At 66.4% G+C, this 17,132-nt stretch carries 15 protein-coding genes; 4 read left to right on the forward strand and 11 right to left on the reverse strand.

The window, feature by feature from the left end:
- Window positions 1–103 precede the first annotated feature (103 nt).
- The 4 genes from ACFVTM_RS18335 to ACFVTM_RS18350 are packed head-to-tail and all read left to right on the forward strand — an operon-like array spanning window position 104 to window position 4,217.
- On the forward strand, window positions 104–1,387 hold the full coding sequence (locus tag ACFVTM_RS18335; protein WP_390205270.1) for a Rieske 2Fe-2S domain-containing protein: 1,284 nt from the start codon (window positions 104–106) through the stop codon (window positions 1,385–1,387).
- 48 nt (window positions 1,388–1,435) lie between these two features.
- On the forward strand, window positions 1,436–2,671 hold the full coding sequence (locus ACFVTM_RS18340; protein WP_390205271.1) for a zinc-binding dehydrogenase: 1,236 nt from the start codon (window positions 1,436–1,438) through the stop codon (window positions 2,669–2,671).
- On the forward strand, window positions 2,668–3,222 hold the full coding sequence (locus tag ACFVTM_RS18345) for a hypothetical protein (RefSeq protein ID WP_390205273.1): 555 nt from the start codon (window positions 2,668–2,670) through the stop codon (window positions 3,220–3,222). Before ACFVTM_RS18340 ends, ACFVTM_RS18345 begins: the two co-directional genes overlap by 4 nt.
- The gene (locus ACFVTM_RS18350; protein ID WP_390205275.1) at window positions 3,219–4,217 is read left to right on the forward strand and encodes a PDR/VanB family oxidoreductase; all 999 of its coding nucleotides are present in this window, start codon (window positions 3,219–3,221) and stop codon (window positions 4,215–4,217) included. The genes ACFVTM_RS18345 and ACFVTM_RS18350 overlap by 4 nt, the downstream gene beginning before the upstream one ends.
- Window positions 4,218–4,376: 159 nt before the next feature.
- On the opposite strand, the gene ACFVTM_RS18355 is transcribed toward ACFVTM_RS18350, so the two are convergent.
- The 11 genes from ACFVTM_RS18355 to ACFVTM_RS18405 form a co-directional block, all read right to left on the reverse strand.
- Window positions 4,377–5,522: an XdhC family protein gene (locus tag ACFVTM_RS18355; protein ID WP_390205277.1), complete on the reverse strand. Its 1,146-nt coding sequence runs from the start codon at window positions 5,520–5,522 to the stop codon at window positions 4,377–4,379.
- A gap of 63 nt (window positions 5,523–5,585) precedes the next feature.
- Complete coding sequence (gene tcuA, locus ACFVTM_RS18360) at window positions 5,586–7,055, reverse strand: FAD-dependent tricarballylate dehydrogenase TcuA (RefSeq protein ID WP_390205278.1); 1,470 nt, start codon at window positions 7,053–7,055, stop codon at window positions 5,586–5,588.
- Between the two features lie 95 nt (window positions 7,056–7,150).
- Window positions 7,151–8,140, reverse strand: a complete 990-nt coding sequence (locus ACFVTM_RS18365) for an NADPH:quinone oxidoreductase family protein (RefSeq protein ID WP_390205279.1) — start codon at window positions 8,138–8,140, stop codon at window positions 7,151–7,153.
- A gap of 8 nt (window positions 8,141–8,148) precedes the next feature.
- Window positions 8,149–9,792, reverse strand: coding sequence for a class I adenylate-forming enzyme family protein (locus tag ACFVTM_RS18370; protein ID WP_390205280.1), 1,644 nt, complete (start codon window positions 9,790–9,792; stop codon window positions 8,149–8,151).
- Between the two features lie 46 nt (window positions 9,793–9,838).
- Entirely contained in the window at window positions 9,839–10,456 is a 618-nt protein-coding gene (locus ACFVTM_RS18375) for an SRPBCC family protein (protein ID WP_390205282.1), read from the reverse strand.
- A gap of 51 nt (window positions 10,457–10,507) precedes the next feature.
- Entirely contained in the window at window positions 10,508–11,503 is a 996-nt protein-coding gene (locus ACFVTM_RS18380) for an asparaginase (protein WP_390205284.1), read from the reverse strand.
- Entirely contained in the window at window positions 11,500–12,429 is a 930-nt protein-coding gene (locus tag ACFVTM_RS18385; protein ID WP_390205286.1) for a hypothetical protein, read from the reverse strand. Before ACFVTM_RS18385 ends, ACFVTM_RS18380 begins: the two co-directional genes overlap by 4 nt.
- On the reverse strand, window positions 12,426–13,364 hold the full coding sequence (locus tag ACFVTM_RS18390; RefSeq protein ID WP_390205287.1) for a polysaccharide deacetylase family protein: 939 nt from the start codon (window positions 13,362–13,364) through the stop codon (window positions 12,426–12,428). Before ACFVTM_RS18390 ends, ACFVTM_RS18385 begins: the two co-directional genes overlap by 4 nt.
- Window positions 13,365–13,383: 19 nt before the next feature.
- Window positions 13,384–13,890 carry a (2Fe-2S)-binding protein gene (locus tag ACFVTM_RS18395; RefSeq protein WP_390205289.1) on the reverse strand — a complete coding sequence of 169 codons (507 nt, stop codon included), beginning with the start codon at window positions 13,888–13,890 and terminating at the stop codon, window positions 13,384–13,386.
- A 5-nt stretch (window positions 13,891–13,895) separates the two neighbouring features.
- Window positions 13,896–16,229, reverse strand: coding sequence for a xanthine dehydrogenase family protein molybdopterin-binding subunit (locus ACFVTM_RS18400; protein ID WP_390205290.1), 2,334 nt, complete (start codon window positions 16,227–16,229; stop codon window positions 13,896–13,898).
- A complete protein-coding gene (locus ACFVTM_RS18405) occupies window positions 16,226–17,098 on the reverse strand; it encodes an FAD binding domain-containing protein (RefSeq protein WP_390205292.1) in 873 nt (290 codons plus the stop codon). The genes ACFVTM_RS18400 and ACFVTM_RS18405 overlap by 4 nt, the downstream gene beginning before the upstream one ends.
- Window positions 17,099–17,132 lie beyond the last annotated feature (34 nt).

Consider the following 17,132-nt stretch of genomic DNA (forward strand, 5'->3'; position numbering starts at 1 on the left):
CATAACGCGCAGTTGCGCGGCATGCGGACGCACAAGCGGTTTCCCCCACGCTGCACAACCATGCTGCCCCTGCCGTTCCACCGATCTTCCTGAAAGGGCCATCATGCTGACCGAAGAACAGAACACCCTCCTGACCCAGACCGGAGCCGATACGCCGATGGGCCGGCTCTTCCGCCGCTACTGGATTCCGGCGCTGCTGGCCGAGGAGCTGCCCGAGGCCGACTGCCCGCCGGTACGCGTGAAGCTGCTCGGCGAACAGCTGATCGCCTTCCGCGACACCAAGGGCCGCCTTGGCCTCCTTGACGAGTTCTGCGCCCACCGCACCGCCTCGCTGTTCTTCGGACGCAACGAGGAATGCGGCCTGCGCTGCGCCTACCACGGTTGGAAGTACGACGTCGAGGGCAACCTCGTGGACATGCCTTCTGAGCCCGAGGACTCCAAGTTCAAATCCCGCATCAAGCAGAAGGCCTACCCCTGCGTGGAACGCGGCGGCGTCATCTGGACCTACATGGGCCCGGCCGACCAGCAGCCCGAACTGCCCGAACTGGAATGGGCCATGCTGGGCGAGGGACAGCGGTTCATCTCCAAGCGCCTGCAGGAGACCAACCACATGCAGGCCATGGAGGGCGGCATCGACTCCAGCCACGTCTCCTTCGCGCACCGCTTCAACCTCGACGACGATCCGATGCACTCCGGCACCGAGGGCAACAAATACCTCAAGGCGGACACCCGGCCCAAGTTCGAGGTCGTCGAGAGCGACGGCGGCCTGCTGATCGGCGCGCGCCGCAACGCCAACGACGAGGAATACTACTGGCGCATCACGCAGTGGATCATGCCCTTCTACACGATCATTCCCCCGTTCGGCACGCACAACCCGCTCGGCGGCCACGCCTGGATCCCGATCGACGACGAAAACTGCTGGGCCTGGAGCTGGAACTACCACCCCACCCGGGACCTCACCGAGACGGAGCTGGAATCCATGCGCAACGGCGACGGCATCCACGCCAAGTACATTCCCGGCACCTACCGCACCCTGGCCAACAAGAACAACGACTACCTGATGGACCGTGAGGCCCAGCGCCAGAAAAAGTCGTTCTCCGGCATCGAAGGCATCGCCGCGCAGGACTTCTCGCTCCAGGAAAGCATGGGCAGCATCGCGGACCGCACCAAGGAGCGCCTCGGCACGTCCGACGCGGCCATCATCCTCGCCCGCCGCCGCCTCATCGCGGCCCTGGACCACCTCGACGACGAGACCCTGCCGGGCATGGCAGTAGCGGACCAGCGCGTCCGTTCCACCTCCGTCCTGCTGCCCAAGGAAACGCCGTTCCACGAAGGCGCCCGCGACGCCCTCGTCGTGGTCGAGGGGGAAAACTTCGTCTCGATCTAGCCCGCCAAACCCCGTCCACACCGCTTATTGGAAGAGGCTGTACCTCCCGTGAAGAACCACCACTCCACCTCCGTTGCCCTGCCTGAACCCGGACCCGCCGCCGGGCCGGTGACAGGACGCCCGGACCGGGTCCGGGCCGCCGTTTCACTGCCCGAAGCGGCGACCGAGGTCAGGTACCTGGACACCGCCGGCGCCATCGGCGCCGTCGGCTGGCTGCGCGTCGAATCCTCCGCAGTGTGCGGGACGGATGTCAGCCTCTACCAAGCGGGGCTGGACTGGCCCACGGTCATGGGGCACCACGTGGTCGGCCGGATCACCGCGCTGGATCCGGACCGTGCGCTGGCCTGGGGTGTGACGGTGGGGGACTTGGTGGCACTGGAAGAGTACCTGCCGTGCCAACGCCCCGACTGTGCGGCATGCTCCATCCCGGGCCGCTACCGCATGTGCCCGGAGTCGGACCTATGGAAGGGCCGGCGCCGGGTGGGATTGATCTCCGCCGAAGAGGGCTCCGGCCTGTACGGGGGCAACGCCGAGTACATGCAGCTGAACACCAACAGCATCGTGCACCGGCTGCCTTCGGAGCTGGATCCGGACCTCGCGTCCTGGACCCAGCCCTTTGCCAACGCCGTGGACTGGACGATCAACGCCGGCGGAGCCCGCGAGGGCTCCACCGTCGTTGTTATCGGTCCGGGCTACCACGGCGTCGCCGCCGTCGCCGCGGCCCGGGCCGTGGGCGCAAAGAAGATCGTCGCCGTCGGCCGTTCCTCCCAACGGCTGGCGATCGCCGAAGCCCTCGGCGCCGTGCCGGTCATCAACGACGACGGTGCGGACCTGGGAACCCTGATCGACTCTGCCACCGGCGGCAACGGCACGGACCTCATCCTGGATACTGTCGGGCTGGGCAGGGCGGTCACGTCCGCCGCAGCCGGAACGCTGCGCAAACTCGGGCGGCTGGTCCTCGCAGGCCTCGGGCCGGTCCCCGTCTCCGAGGTGGACCTCAAGGCGCTGATCCGCGGCGCGAACACCATCACCGGGGTCCGCGGCCGCTCACCCGAGGCCGTGCGGCAGAGCATCGATCTCCTCGCCGCCGGCACCTCGGGGCTTGAGCTGGTCCCCGCCACCCACGTGCCCCTGGAAGAGGTCGGCGACATGCTCGACCGCCTCGCTGCCGGGAACGGCCCGGCCAGCCCGCACGTGGTCATCCGCCCCCAGCCGGCCGGGACGCCGTCGCCAAACACGTCCTCCCGGCAGGCCCACACACAGACAAGGAACCTCAATCGATGACCTCCACCCCCACGCGCCTCTCCTACGAGGCCCGGATCCTGGTGGCGCCGCTTGGCGCGTCCGGAAATGCCATGGTGCAGGCCATGGCCGCCGGCAACCTCACCAACATCCGCATCGTCGCGGACGCCGGCCAGTCCGCAGCCTCCGTCCGGGACATCCAAGGCGCCGTTGGAACTGAATTCACGGAGACCATGGCCGATCTGGCCGCCTCCGCGGACATGATGATCCTGCTCGGCTCCGACCTGACCGAGGTGCCCTCTGCCTTTGTCGCGACGGTGGCTCGTGCCGCCCGCGCCAACGGCGTCCTTCTGGCCGGCATCCTGGTGGACCAGCATAACTGGGAATCCGCCCGGGGTGCCTACGCCATGGCGGTGCTCCGCCGGGAACTGGACATGCTCGTCTCCGTTCGGGAGATCGGACTCGCCACAGCCTTTATCGACGTCCTCAAGGGCGGACACCGCAAACCCGCTGACGCCGGCACCGCGCCCCGCGCCGCCACCCCGGCAACCAACGCAGAAATCGAAAACAGCACCGGAAGGGGCACAGTATGAGCACCGAAATCACCGAACTACTGGTCCGCGCCCAGCGCCTGGAATCCGACGCCGTCCTGTCCCTGGTTTTGGAACATCCGGACGGGAGCGAACTGCCTGTCTGGACCCCTGGTGCCCATATCGACGTCGTCCTGCCCTCCGGCACCGTGCGGCAGTACAGCATCTGCTCGGATCCCGCCGAAAAGACGCAGTACCGGATCGCCGTGCTCAATGACCCCAACAGCCGCGGCGGATCGCGTGAAATTCACGAAACCGTGCGCACCGGCAGCCTGCTGCCGTATCGCGGGCCGCGAAACCACTTCGAACTTGAACCGGCGCCGCACTACCTGCTCATCGCCGGCGGCATCGGCATCACGCCGATCCTGGCCATGGCGCGGCAGATCGCGCAGGGCGACGCCGGCCTGACCGTGCTCTATGGCGGCAGGACCCGGACGTCGATGGCCTTCCTGGACGAGTTGGCAGGTCTCGGCGGAACCGTGAGCATCATTCCGAAGGATGAATCCGGCTATCCGGATTTGGACGGGGCCATGGCAGCCGCGCCGGCCGGGACCGCCGTGTACTGCTGCGGGCCCGAGCCACTGATCCGCGCCGTTGAACAGGCCTGCGAGCGCCACCTGGGCGCTGACGCGATGCACTTCGAACGCTTCGGCGCCGCGGCTACCCCTGCTGCAGCGGAGGCCGGATCCGGGGCCGCCGGCCTCAAGGACGTAGGGACGGCTGAGGGACTGGCGGAATTCGAGGTGGAACTCAAGCAGAGCAACCGCGTGCTGAAGGTGCCCGCCGACCGCACCCTGCTCGAGGTCGTCCGCGACGCGAACCCCTCGATCCTCTTCTCCTGCGAGGAGGGTTTCTGCGGCTCCTGCGAAACCAAGGTGCTGGCCGGAATTCCGGACCACCGCGACACGATCCTCAGCAAGGCGGACCGCGAGAAGAACGAGACGATGATGCTGTGCGTCGGCCGGTCCAAGACGCCGCTGCTGGTGCTGGACGCCTGACCCGGGTTCAGCAGCACCTAAACCGGACGTCAAAGCATGACGTCGGCCGGCCGATCGCCGTCGTCGGAGTTATCCGCCGGCGGCGAGGTGGTTTCCGATGGCCGCCGCCGGCAGGGGACCGGCTTTCCCCGTGTCCGCATCATCGCGTTTGTCCGTCCACTAATTCCGAGTCAGCGCCGCTGGCATCGCCGGGGGATGTGATGCCAGTGGCTCGCGGTGGATGGGTTCGGCCGTCTCGGTCAGCGGACGGCCGCTGCCGCCCCACATCCCGGAGATGATCTCTGCGGCGATTGATACCGCCGTCTCCTCCGGTGTTCTGGCGCCGAGGTCCAGGCCGATCGGAGAACGCAGCCGGGCTAGCTCTTCCTCCAACAGGCCGTTTTCACGAAGCCGGGCGAGCCGGATATCGTGCGTGCGCCGGCTTCCCATGGCTCCGACATAGCCCGCCTGTGTGCGCAGCGCCAACTCGAGGAGCGGTACATCGAACTTGGGGTCATGGGTCAGGACGCAGAGGACCGTCCGTTCGTCCACCTCTGTTTCGGCGAGGTATTTGTGCGGCCATGCGACAACCACCTCATCGGCTGCTGCGAACCGCGCCCTGGTGGCGAAGATGGGCCTAGCATCGCACACGGTCACGTGGTATCCGAGAAACTTTCCGATGCGTGCGACTGCCGCGGCGAAATCGATGGCACCGAACACGATCATGCGCGGCGGGGGTGCTAGGGATTCGACAAAGACGGTCAGCTCGTCGGATCGCCGCTCTCCGTGCGGACCCAGATGCAACACCCCGGTGGTGCCGTGTTCCAGCATGCCCCGCGCACCGTCTGCCGCTGCCTGGTCCAGCCGTTCGTGGCCGAGCGAGCCGAAGGCGGCCGACGGCGTGACAACGAGGCGGCGTCCGGCGGATGCGGCGCCGTCAACAACGGTGACGACGGCGATTGGTCGGCGTTCGCGTACCGACTCGATGACGTCCCCCAAACCGGGGAAGGTTCCGGCGTCGACGACCTGGACGAAGAGCTCCAGGATACCGCCGCACGTCAGTCCTGCCGAAAACGCGTTGTCGTCGGAAACACCGTAGCGGACGAGCTGCGGAACACCGGTTTCAAGGACCTCCCGGGCTACCTCGTAGACGGCGCCTTCGACGCATCCTCCCGATACGCTGCCGATGACCTCTCCGGTTTCGAAGACGGCCATCGATGCACCGATGGGGCGCGGCGACGAGCTCCAGGTGCGCACAACGGTGGCTACCGCGAAGCGCCTTCCTTCCCGGTAGCACGGTGCAATGTCATCGAGAATATCGCGCATGCTGGGTCTCCTTCCGGTTCGGCCGGTTTACGTTGAAAAAGCGGGGCGCCACCCGGTTGCCTGTCACGCGAGCGAGCCTGCCCGGCGTCCGAATACCGCACCCGAGGTCAGCCCGGAACCGCCAGGATAATTGCCGCTGAACAGCCCGCCGACCATTTCGCCGCAGACGTACAGGCCAGCGATGGGGGCGCCGTCGTCCTTGAGCACCCTGCCGTGGTCGTCGGCGCGCAGTCCGCCGAAGGTGAAGGTGATTCCGCACGTCACCGGGAAAGCGTAGAAGGGCCCCGTGGCGATCCGGACAGCCCAGTTGCTCTTCGGAGGCTGGACAGCCGACGAGCGTCCGTCCTTGATGCTGGCATCGAAGGGCCGCTCTGTGTTGATGTTGGCGTTGAAGGCTTGCACCGTGTTGACGAAGGTCTCGCTGTCGACGCCCATCAGCGCTGCCAATTCCTCCAGCGAATCGGCAACGTGCACACTGGCTCCGTCGCTGTCATACTCCTCGGTGCGCAGCATGGGCCTCGTCGTCGAATCGTAGACCTGGAAGGCCCGGCCCTCGGGCTGCTTCAGGATCTCGGCGCCGTACTTGGCGTAGGTGAAGTTGCGGTAATCGCTGCCTTCGTCGATGAACCGTTCACCCTTCACATTGACAACGATGCCGAGGAAGTAGCCGCCGCGCGTCAGTTGGTTGGTCAGGGTGCGGCTGCCGGTCTCGGGAGCGTTGGCATCCCACGCCACACTGTGGCACGTGTTCCAGTCGCCGTACGGCGCCGCGCCGGCCGCGAGGGCGGCGCGCAGCATGTCGCCGGTGTTGAGCGGATTGCCCCTGACCTTCGCACGTTCCCACCCCTCACCGAGGTATTCCCGACGCATCTGGGCGTCTGCCTCGAATCCGCCCGCGGCGAGGATCACCGAATCTGCCCGGAGTTCGACCGTCTGCCCTTCCGCATCCTCATAAACGACGCCGTGTACGGCGTCTTCCTCGATCAGCAGTGATCGGCCCGCGGCCTCGTACCGGACCTCCACGCCGAGGCGTGCGGCGGCCGCGGCGTGCTGCTCGATCAGGCCGATTCCTCCTCCGACCGATCCGACGGCAAGGCCCCCCCAAAACCGCTGCCGGCCCGTGGCATCGGGATAGGCCTGGCGCTCGTACATCAGGCGGAAACGCAGCCCGTGGCCCTGCAGCCAGCGCAGCGTGTCCGTGCCGTTGCCGACCAGCACATCGGTCAGCATCTGGTCGTTGCGGCCGTTGGTCACGCGCTTCATGTCCAGCTGAAAGTCGGAAGGGCTGTAGCTCGGCAAATCGGTGGCCGTATGCCGGTCATCGGGTTCGATCAGGTCGCCAATGTCATGCAGCCCGTCGTGGGTGATGCGGAAGGCCCCCGCGGTGTAGTAACTGTTGCCGCCGCGGGCGGCGCGGTTCGCCTTCTCCAGCAGGACTACGCGGCGGCCGCGCTCGGCCGCGGCGATGGCGGCGCTGAATCCGGCATTACCTCCGCCGACAACGACGACGTCTGTTCGGTCTTCAAGGGTCACTTCGCGCTCCTTCAGGGGCTGGTTACGTAAATACGAGGGAATACTTTGGTATACATGACGGCCTAGACGGGTGCCCGTTCGTCCGCGATGGGCGTTCAGGGGGTGAGGATCAGACGGGCGCGCGTGGACTTGCTGGATAGCGTGTCAACGGCAGTCCGCCACTCGTCGAGGGCGAAGGTCTCGCTCCGGGGTGCGGTCAGGCGCCCCTGGGAATACAGCTCGAAGATGTTTTCGAAGCAGCGTTCCATAAGTTCCGGGGCCCGTTTCCGGTAGTCGCTGATTTGCAGGCCCGATACTTCGATGTTCTTAAGCATCGGGTAGTTCATCTTGAGCGTGGGGATCCGCCCGGCAGCGAAGCCCACGATGACCAGGCGGCCGCGCCAGGCAACCGCACGGACCGCGCCATCGAAGGCGTCGCCGCCGATGGCGTCGATGACGATATCCACGCCGCGGCCGGCAGTCAGCTCCAGCACACGGTCCCGCAGGCTGTCGCGCAGGTTCGGTCCCGACTGTAGAACGTAGTCGTCGGCTCCGAGCGATGCGACTTCGTCGAATCTGGAGGCTTTGGAAACTCCGGCCAGCACGATGCCGGCTCCGAGGGCCCGTGCGAGTTGCACCGCCGCTCCGCCGACCGCTCCGGTGCCCCCGAGTACAAGCACGGACTCACCCGCCGCGAGCCGGCCTCGTTCGATGAGGGCCATCCAGGCCGTGTCAAATGCCAGCGACATGGCGGCGGCGTCGACAAATCCGAGGTCGGGTGGAAGGCGGTAGGCTTGGTCGCCGCGGATCACGCACTTCTCGGCGTAGCCGCCGTACTCTGCCATTCCGAGCACCCGGTCACCGACCTTGAGGTGGCCAACCCGCGCTCCAACGGCGCTGACCCGTCCGGCCGGACCCTTGCCTGGCGTGTATGGCAGCGCCGGACGGAACTGATAGGCGCCGCGCATCGTGACTAGGTCGACGTAGTTCACGGGCGCGGCCGCGACGTCGATCACGATTTCGTCGTCGGCCGGGACCGGCACATCGGAAGACACCACACCGGCCGCGTCCAGATTGTCGAAGGCCCAGACCTGGATCGCCCGCATCCCGGCGCTCATCGGACGGCCGCCGTGAAGCGGATGGGCGTGGGAGTGATCTCTCCAGATTCCATTTGTGCGATGAGGCGGCGCTTGTCGAGCTTGCCCGAGGGCAGGAGGGGAATGGAGTCGACGACCTGCAGGAATTCGGGCATGTCGTATTTGGACAGGCCCTCCTGGTCGAGAAACGCCAACAGGTCCTCGGGGTCAGGATCGGAAAGCCCGGCGCGGGTGACCACGAGACACACGCGTTCTCCGAGCCGATCATCAGGCACGGGAATCGCGGCTGCCTTGCCAACCGCCTCGAACTGTGAGGCGAGGTTTTCGATCTTTGCAGGGAAAATGTTGTGCCCTCCCCGGATAATGACGTCCTTCTTGCGTCCGGTAATTCGGATATAGCCTTCTTCGTCGGCCCATCCCAGGTCGCCGGTCAAGAACCAGCCATCGGACGTGAACGATGAATCGGTGGCCGCCTGGTCGTCGAAATACCCCAGCATGACGCTCGGGCCGCGCCCGACGATCTGTCCGACGGTGCCCGGGGGGACTTCAACGGAGGCATCCGTGGGGCTAACGATCTTGGCCTGGTGCCCGCTATACGGGCGCCCTGAACTGCCGACAATGAGCGCCGGGTCATCATCGGGAAGCGTGTAGTGGTGGGAGCCGGCTTCGGTCATGCCGTAGCCGCTTTGCGGGATGACGCCGGCCGCGATGAGGCGTTTGGCAACGTCGGTCGGGATTGCGGCACCGGAAATTCGGAATCCCGCGAGGTCGGGTAGTGCGTTGATGTCCCCGCGTTCGAGTTCTGCGAGCAAGTCGATGGCGTGGGTCGGTACGCCGAAGACAAATGTGGCGCCGGTATCAGCGATGCGCCGGGCCACGCTTTGCCCGCGCCGCAGATCGTGCGCCACGAGCGTTCCGCCGCCGGTCAGCGCCAGCAGCATGGCGCCGAAGCCGAGATTGTGGCTCAAAGGTGAGAGGGAGTAGATCACCATGTCGGCGTCGAGGTTCCAGTCGTTGGCCAGCGCGCGGACCGGGGCAAGCAGCGTGTTGCTCGAGTGCATGACTCCCTTAGGCTGGCCGGTGGTCCCCGACGTGAACGCCAGGTAGACGATCGATTCGGGATCGCTGTGTCGGTCTTCGTCCGCTGCGGGGGACGCACACTCGGGGAACAGCGTCTCGGCTGCGTCGGCGGGCTCGAGCCGGATGCGCACCCGGAGGGAATCAATCTCGTCCAGGCGGGAAAAGATGTCTGCGCGGTGGCTGTCGGCACCGTAGCCCGGCTGTCCGATGAACGCCCTCGCGCTGGTCCGCTGCGCCAGGGTAATAACCTCTCCCACTGTGTGGTCGCGGTGCAGCGACGGGCAGGCGATGTACCCGTTACGCGAGCAGGCGAGCAGGACCACGGCGACCTCGGCTCGGCTTGGCAACCATACGGCGACCCGGTCCCCGCTGCTCAGGCCGGCGTCTGCCAGATGCCCGGCGAGGCGGTCCGCGGCGTCGAGCAGCATTCGGTAGCTGATGCTCCGTGACCGTTCCACAACAGCCACCTTGTCGGGGCGTTCAGACGCTGCCTTTCGGGTGCGGTCGTAGACCGTCTCATCCTGCCAGTGGCCGGCGGCGTAGTATTCGCGCACCTGCGGCAGGTCGAGGCGTGTAAGCATTCGGTTTGTCATCGTTGTCCTGTCCTTCGGAGGGCCGTGGTCGGGATCAACTCTTGTCACGACCGAAGAGGCCGGGGACGTTGCGGCCGACGGAGCGCGTTAGCGCACCGACTACCAGGCCGATCCCTCCGATCGCTTCCGCGGGCTTAGCCGCGGCGAGTGGTGAAATGCTGGCGCCGGCTGACCCCGCCTGAGCTGCAAGTGCAGGTTCCGACTCGGCGGATATGCGGGCTTCAAGATTCCGGGCGAAGTCCTCGGCGATGCGCTGCGCCACGTCCTTCATCACCCCGCGGCCGAACTGCGCGATCTTTCCGCTCACTCGAAGGTCGGACACGATGGTGACCCGGGTGGCCTCCTCCGAGGCGGCGTGAACCTGGGCCGTCACCGTAGCGTCTGTGGCGCCGCGTCCGCGCTGGTCCTTCGCCTTGCCGGCGATGACAAGCACCATCTCGTCGCGGTCGCGGTCCTGGATCGTGGCGAGGCCCTCGAGGGTGAGTGCGAGCGGCCCCAGTTTGATGGTCACGTGGCCTTTGTACTCATCGTCCGAGATCTTGGCGTCGATCTGTGCTCCTGGGATGCATTCCACGACTTCCTCGGTGCGCAGCAGGTAGTCCCACACCTTGCGATGAGGTGCGGCAACGGTGAACTCAGTGTCGATTTGCATGGCGCTCCTAAGTGCTCGTATACAACTGTATGATCAAGTATACAGACGTGTTCAAAGTGCGTCCAGAGTGATCTGGATCTCTTCGATGTCGTCTGTGCGCTGCACCGCCAGTGCCAGCGCGATCCTTGCCTGCCAAGGTGCCATCGCGGGGGCGGTTACCCGCCGCGCGGCCTTCATCGCCGGCGAGCGGGAGACGCGTCCGGACTGCACCCGCGTGCTCTGGCACACCACCACGCCCTGGGCGGCAGCGGCGTCGAGTGCGTCGCTCTCCGCGGGAGTGGGGCGGCCCGCGCCGGTGCCGGCGCTGACAATCCCTCGCGCGCCGGCACCGACGGCCGCCTCGATCAGCGCGCCGTCGGCGCCGACGTAGGAGAGGACGACGTCGACACGGGGCATCCCGGCGATGTCGCCGACGTCGAAGGCGGGTATGGCATTGGTGGCGTGGAGGTGGCTCAACCGGATCTCGCCGTCGGCATCGACGTGGCCGAGCGGTCCGAGGCCGGGAGCCGCGAAGGCGTTGACCCGGAAAGTTGCGGTCTTGGTGGCGTCCCGGGCTGCGAACACAGTGTCGTTGAGCATCACCAGGACGCCGTGACCGCGGGCCTGGGCCGAGCCGGCGAGCCGCACGGCTTGGAGGAGGTTGACTGCGCCGTCACTGCCCAGGCCGTTCGCTGGGCGCATGGCGCCCACGAGGACAACTGGGATCCTGGTGCTGATCGTGAGGCTGAGCAGGAAGGCGGTCTCCTCAAGGGTGTTTGTCCCGTGCGTGATGACGATCCCGTCGTACATGCCGTCCGCGGCCAGCTCCCGGACCGTCGCAGCGAGCAGCGACCAGTCGGCGGTCGACAGCGCATAACTGGGCATCCGGACGAAGGGTACCTGAACGACGTCGGCAACCGTTTCGAGTTCCGGCAGGGCAGCCAAGAGGCCGCCGTCGGGAAGTCTGTCCTTCGTTTCGGTGTACCAGGCCAGGTCGAGTCTCGACGCGCCGACGGCATCGATCGTGCCGCCCGTGGAGATGAGGGCGACACGGGGCAGGCCGCTCATCGTTGCCCGCCTCGGCCGTGATCGACAATGTCCGCGGGTGAGGCCCACCACACGTCGGTGCGCGAGGCCAGCCGCGCCATGAGGTCACGGAGTGCGCGCGCCCTGAAGGGCTCGCCGCAAAGCCAGGGGTGCAGGTGCAGGCACAGCATCCGGGGGGACCGGACGCTGTCCGCGGCCAAGACATCGACGGCTTCGAGCACAGCGCGTGCGTACGAGTTTGGGGCGATGCCCCGAACGAACATCGAGGACAGATCACTGAGTTCCCAGGAGACGGGCAAGCTCCACAGATCGCCCGCGCCCGTGACGGCGTAGGGCTGCTCATCGTTCGCCCAGTCCGCGACGTAGTCCACCCCGTGGCGGGCAAGAATGCTTGGTGTGCGGAAGGACTGGGAGCCCTGGGGGCTCATCCACCCGCGGGGTCTGGTCCCGATGGCACTTTCTAGCCGGTCGAGGGTCTGACCGATGTAGTGGTCTTCTTCCGGCTCCGACATCAGGCTGCTGATCGCGCGGCTGGAGCTCAGTCCGCCGGCAAGGATCTCCACAGCCTCGTCCTGCAACAGCGACAGCACCCGCGGATAGTGCTCGGCCGTGAGGACATCCACGGCAGCAGCCCATGGCACGGCAGCCTCCCGCAGAATCGCCGCCAGCCGGAAAAGCCCTGCCCGGTGCCCGAATTCCCGGTGGGACATGCGGGGAAAGTCAGGATGGGGCGCTAGTCCGCGTCCCCCAGGCACCCCGACAGCCGGCGCGCTGTATTCCCATTCGGCTGCCCGGACGTCGACGACGACGCTGAGCGCGAGGCCAGGAGGGGCAAGCTGGCGCCGGTCGGGCCTGGCCGGGAGGGGTGTGTACGGAAACCAGTCGTGGTCGTAGCCTGGCGCGGCCGCGGTCAGCGGGCGCACGATGTTGAGTTCCGGCCGGCTCATGCCCGCACCACCCCAGTCGCGCGCTGCAGGTCGTGGTCGTAAGCCGTCTGCCGGTAATGGGCGACTATGTCAGATGCGGTCGCGAACCACACGTCGTCATGGGCGCGCAGATGGGCCAGGACACGATCGAGATGGCCGGCGCGGTGCGGCTGTCCGATTGTGAACGGGTGCAGGGACAGGCACATCATACGTCCGATGTTCTCCTCGCGCTCGTGGAGCTCCTCGAACTGGGCGAGGAGGTACTCGGCATACTCGGGACCTTCCACGTGCGAGCGCATCAGCAGGGGCGCATCGTTGAGGGCGTAGGTGTAGGGCAGGGCAACCAGAGGGTGGCCGGAGCGGGTGATGAGCGGGGCCGGCCGTTCGTCGTGGACCCAGTCTGCGTGGAACGTCATGCCGAGTTCGGCCATCAGGTCCGGCGTCCAGGCGTTGCCAGTGATGTTCGGTCCCAGCATGCCGGAGAAATTGCTGCCCGTGTGCCGCCGCAGCACCTCGTTGCATTCCTCCAGGAAAGCCCTCTCTTCCGCCTCGTCCATCCCCGTCAGGTATCGGGTGTTGTAGAGCCCATGGCTCATGTGGTCCCAGCCGCGTGCGGCCATGGCCTCGGCGATCTCCGGGTAATGGTCAAGGACGGCGACGTTGAGGGACGTCGTGCACGGGATCTCGTGGCGGTCGAGGACCTCCAGCATCCGCCAGAAGCCGACCCGGTTGCCGTAGTCGTGGTAGGTGTATTTCCGTACGTCGGGGTGTGGCGTGCGGGGGTAGGGGTCCACCGCGCCGGCCGGCGGAAGGTACTCGTAGTGCTCAATATTGGGCACCACCCAGACGGCAAGCCGAGCGCCGCCCGGCCACAATGGGGCCGGGCGGTCGACGATGGCATCGTAGGGCAGGCGGTCGTGGATCGGCGCAAACGGCCGGTCGTGGTCCCAGGTCATCACTGTTCTCCTAGCATGTTCAGGACGCGGCGCACCCGGCGCCCCCGGGCGTGGATTCCCGGTTGCGGCTGCAGATCCGGATTGCCTCATTGATGGCCTCGTAAGAGCCGCATCGGCACAGATGGCCTTGAAGCCCGTCCTCAACTTGCTGCCGCGTCAGTTCGCCTTCTGTTTGGTCGAGCAGAGCCTGTGCACTGGCCAGGAACCCGGGTGTGCAAAACGAGCATTGGAAGGCCTGGGATTCAATGAACTGCTCCTGCAGTCCGCTGAGCGTCTCCCCGGACGCGGCGCCCTCCACCGTCCGTATAGTACGGCCGTCCATGGCATACAGGGGCAGGATGCAGCTGCTCACCGGTTCGCCGTCGAGCAGCACGGTGCAGGTTCCGCAGACGCCCAAGCCGCAGGTTTCCCGCACCCCGTACAGGCCGCGGGCGCGCAGGGCCGAGACGGTCGAGTCGGCAGGGTCACCCTGCAGGGTCACGTCCTCGCCATTGATCCGGCATGTCACCAGGATTTCGTCGTTCATGTCTTTCATCGTTCCTCCATGGCGTCGATCACTCGTTCCGGTGTGATGGGAAGCCGCCGCACGCGGTGACCGGTGGCGTTTGCGACGGCGTTGCCGATTGCTGCGATAACCGGCGGAAGCACGGTCTCTCCGAGGCCATGCACGGTGGACTCGCCTTCGTCCTCTAGCAGCGCGATCTCCAGCTTGTGTGGCATATCGCCCATTGTGGTGATCGCGTAGTCGGAGAGGTTGGGGTTGGTGAGGAGGCCGTCCTCGAAGATCAGCTCCTCGTACAGCGCATGGCCGATGCCGAAGACGATGCTGCCATGCATCTGCAGCCGGGCAAGCTTCGGATTAATCACAGTACCGGCGTGTGCCGCGGCGTAGACGTGCTGGAGGTAGACCTTGCCGGTGCCGAGGTCCACCTCAAGCTCAACGGCGGCGCTTCCCTGGTGCCAGTGGTCGCTCGCCAGCCCCTGGCCCGTCTCGGGGTCCAGACCGCCGGACGTAAGAACTTCGCCCTCGCCCAGGATGCTGCCCGTGCGCGTATCGTGGAAGACCTCCTGGATGCTGAGGCTGGCCTCCGGAACGTCGATGACTTCGATCCGTCCGTTGCGCAACCGCAGCTTGTCGCCTGTGAAGCCCAAAAGCGGGGCGGCACGCTCGATGAGCTTGTTGCGGACCTCATGGGCGGCTTTGGTGACGGCGCCGCCCATCGCGCGGGTAGTTCGGCTAGAGCTTGTCGTCTGGTCGTACGGCGTGTAGGCGGTGTCGGGGGTGGTCACGTTGACACGGCTGATGTCCACTTCCAGCGCCTGCGCGGCGAACTGCGCCAGCACGGTGTGGGCTCCCTGTCCCATTTCGATGGCCGAGGAGAGTACCTGAACGGACCCGTCGGCGTCGAGCCGCACCGCCGCATGGGTCGTCGACGGGGTGATGGTCGACTTCAGGACGACAGCCAGGCCCTTGGCCCGGACCCGGTCCGGCGAGACGGTTGTCCGCACACCGTCCGACCAGGAGACGGCCTCGGCGGCCATGTCGAGGAGCTCACCGTAGCTTGCTTCAGTCATGATCTCACCGGTCGCGAACTCGTCACCCGCGCGGAGCAGGTTTTTATGCCGCAGCGCGACAGGGTCCATGTCGAGGGCGGAAGCGATCTGGTCCATCTGGCTTTCGTATCCCCAAGCGGCCTGCGAAACGCCGTAGCCGCGGTAGGCGCCTGCCGGAACCTGGTTGGTGTACAGCGCATACGAGTCGATCCGGACGTTCGGGATGCGGTAGGGCCCGACGCAGCTGTAGCCGCCGTTCTTAATGAGCCTGGGACTGATGTCCGCATAGGCCCCGCCGTTGAAGTGCACCACAACGTCGCGGCCGATGATGGTGCCGTCGTTCATCACGGCAGACCGCATATGGATGCGCGCGGCGTGCTTGGTCGTGGTGGAGAACTCCTCCTCCCGGGAGAGAACGAGCTTGACCGGACGGCGACACTTCCAGGCCAGGACAGCGGTGATGGGCTCGAACTTTGCATAGGTCTTGCCTCCGTAGCCGCCCCCGATAGGCGGCACTGTGACGCGGACCTTCGAGCTGGGCATCCCGAACATTTCGCACAGCGTGTCGCGGACGGCGAATGGCGCCTGGCTGCTCGTGAGGACGTCCAGCTTGCCATGGGCGTAGGTGGCGAGGACCACATGGGGCTCCATGGTGACATGCTCGACGGCGGGGCTGTGGTAGACGTCCTCGATGATTACGTCGGCTTCCGCGAAAGCGCGGTCGACGTCGCCCTTGCGGACCTGGAACTTCGTGCAGACGTTGCCTTCGCGTCCGAGGAGTTTGATGTCCGAGTAGCTGCGTTCCCGCGGCCGCGGCGGCGTGTCGTGCACGTGGACGGCGTCGGCGGCGAGTGCATCGTCGATCGATGCGATAACCGGCAGTTCGTTGTACTCCACCTCGATCAGCCCGACGGCTTCCCGCGCGATCTCAAGGGTCTCAGCGACGACCGCGGCGACTGGGTCCCCGGCAAAGCGGACTTTGCGCGCGCAGATGACCGGCTGGTCGTTGATGACCGGCCCGAAGTGCCGGAGGGGAGCACCTGGCACGTCGAAGTCCGCCGCGGTGAGCACGGCGACGACGCCCTCCAGTTCCTCGGCGGCGGACACGTCAACCGAGACGATTTCGGCGTGTGGCACTGTGCTGTGCAGAATGGCCGCGTGAACCATTCCGGGCACCTCGGCATTGAGGGCAAAGTTGATGCTTCCGTCCACCCGGGAACGGGCCTCGTACATGTCGATCGGGGTGCCGATGCTGGAGCCAAGCCCAACCCTGACAGCCCCGGCTTCATTGATCGCAGCGTGATTGATCACAGCTTCGTGGCTCCGTTCACATAGTCGTCATTCATCTCGCGCAGCGCCCTCTCGATCAGGACCCGGGTGACGCGCCTGCGGTAGCTCGAGGAGCCGCGGGCGTCATCAATGGGGTCGATGCCTTCCGCGTAGGACCGTGCGATATGGTCCCAGGTTTCGTCACCCGGTTCCGCCCCCTCGCACTCCTCGAGGACCGACCGGATGCTGAACGGCGTTGCCGTGGCGCCGGCGATCTGCACGTCAACGCTACGGAACCGGCCGGCGTCGTCGGTCGACACCGAGGCGGCGACGCCGACGCACGGCCGGTCCTCTGAGGAGCGGCTAACGTACTTGAGGTAGTTGGTGCGGGTGCTGGCGTCCGGCCTCGGGATGATGACTTCCACTGCCAGTTCGTTGTGCTCCAGGCTTGTCTCGTAGTAGTCGACCAGCAGATCGGTGAGCGCAATCAGACGCTCACCTTGCGGGCCCGCGACGCGCACCTGGCAGCCGAGCGTCGTCAGGATGGCGGGCGGATCGGAGGCATAGTCCGCCTCGCAGACGTTCCCCGCGATGGTCGCGCGATTGCGCACCCGGTGGTTGGCCACCATGCCCAGCGCCTGGGTCAAGGTCGGTAGCAGCGTCTGCAGTTCGGCCGAGCGTTCCACGGTGCGGAGCGTTGTGAGTGCGCCAATGCGGATCTCTGTGTCGTCGGCCTGGATGTAGTCGAGCCCCTCAACACGGTCAAGCGCGATGAACCCGGTGGGGAAGACGAGGCCGTTGCGGAGCATCAGCATGAGGGCGGTACCGCCGGAGATAATCTTCGCGTCGTCGTCCGAGGCCTCCAGCATCGCCAACGTCTCCGGAACGCTCGTCGGTCTCAGCACCTGCATGTCTGGTTCCGTTCCTCTGGGTTTCGGTGTCCGG

Source organism: Arthrobacter sp. NPDC058130 (assembly GCF_042884475.1).
GTDB lineage: Bacteria > Actinomycetota > Actinomycetes > Actinomycetales > Micrococcaceae > Arthrobacter.

What these genes read in the sequence shown, in the direction of transcription:
- ACFVTM_RS18390 (WP_390205287.1), bottom strand. Translation starts at nt 13,364, where the DNA reads ATGACCTGGGACCACGACCGGCCGTTTGCGCCGATCCACGACCGCCTG.
- ACFVTM_RS18350 (WP_390205275.1), top strand. Translation starts at nt 3,219, where the DNA reads ATGAGCACCGAAATCACCGAACTACTGGTCCGCGCCCAGCGCCTGGAA.
- ACFVTM_RS18355 (WP_390205277.1), bottom strand. Translation starts at nt 5,522, where the DNA reads ATGCGCGATATTCTCGATGACATTGCACCGTGCTACCGGGAAGGAAGG.
- ACFVTM_RS18405 (WP_390205292.1), bottom strand. Translation starts at nt 17,098, where the DNA reads ATGCAGGTGCTGAGACCGACGAGCGTTCCGGAGACGTTGGCGATGCTG.
- ACFVTM_RS18370 (WP_390205280.1), bottom strand. Translation starts at nt 9,792, where the DNA reads ATGCTTACACGCCTCGACCTGCCGCAGGTGCGCGAATACTACGCCGCC.
- ACFVTM_RS18335 (WP_390205270.1), top strand. Translation starts at nt 104, where the DNA reads ATGCTGACCGAAGAACAGAACACCCTCCTGACCCAGACCGGAGCCGAT.
- ACFVTM_RS18375 (WP_390205282.1), bottom strand. Translation starts at nt 10,456, where the DNA reads ATGCAAATCGACACTGAGTTCACCGTTGCCGCACCTCATCGCAAGGTG.
- ACFVTM_RS18385 (WP_390205286.1), bottom strand. Translation starts at nt 12,429, where the DNA reads ATGAGCCGGCCGGAACTCAACATCGTGCGCCCGCTGACCGCGGCCGCG.
- ACFVTM_RS18365 (WP_390205279.1), bottom strand. Translation starts at nt 8,140, where the DNA reads ATGCGGGCGATCCAGGTCTGGGCCTTCGACAATCTGGACGCGGCCGGT.
- ACFVTM_RS18380 (WP_390205284.1), bottom strand. Translation starts at nt 11,503, where the DNA reads ATGAGCGGCCTGCCCCGTGTCGCCCTCATCTCCACGGGCGGCACGATC.
- ACFVTM_RS18395 (WP_390205289.1), bottom strand. Translation starts at nt 13,890, where the DNA reads ATGAACGACGAAATCCTGGTGACATGCCGGATCAATGGCGAGGACGTG.
- ACFVTM_RS18345 (WP_390205273.1), top strand. Translation starts at nt 2,668, where the DNA reads ATGACCTCCACCCCCACGCGCCTCTCCTACGAGGCCCGGATCCTGGTG.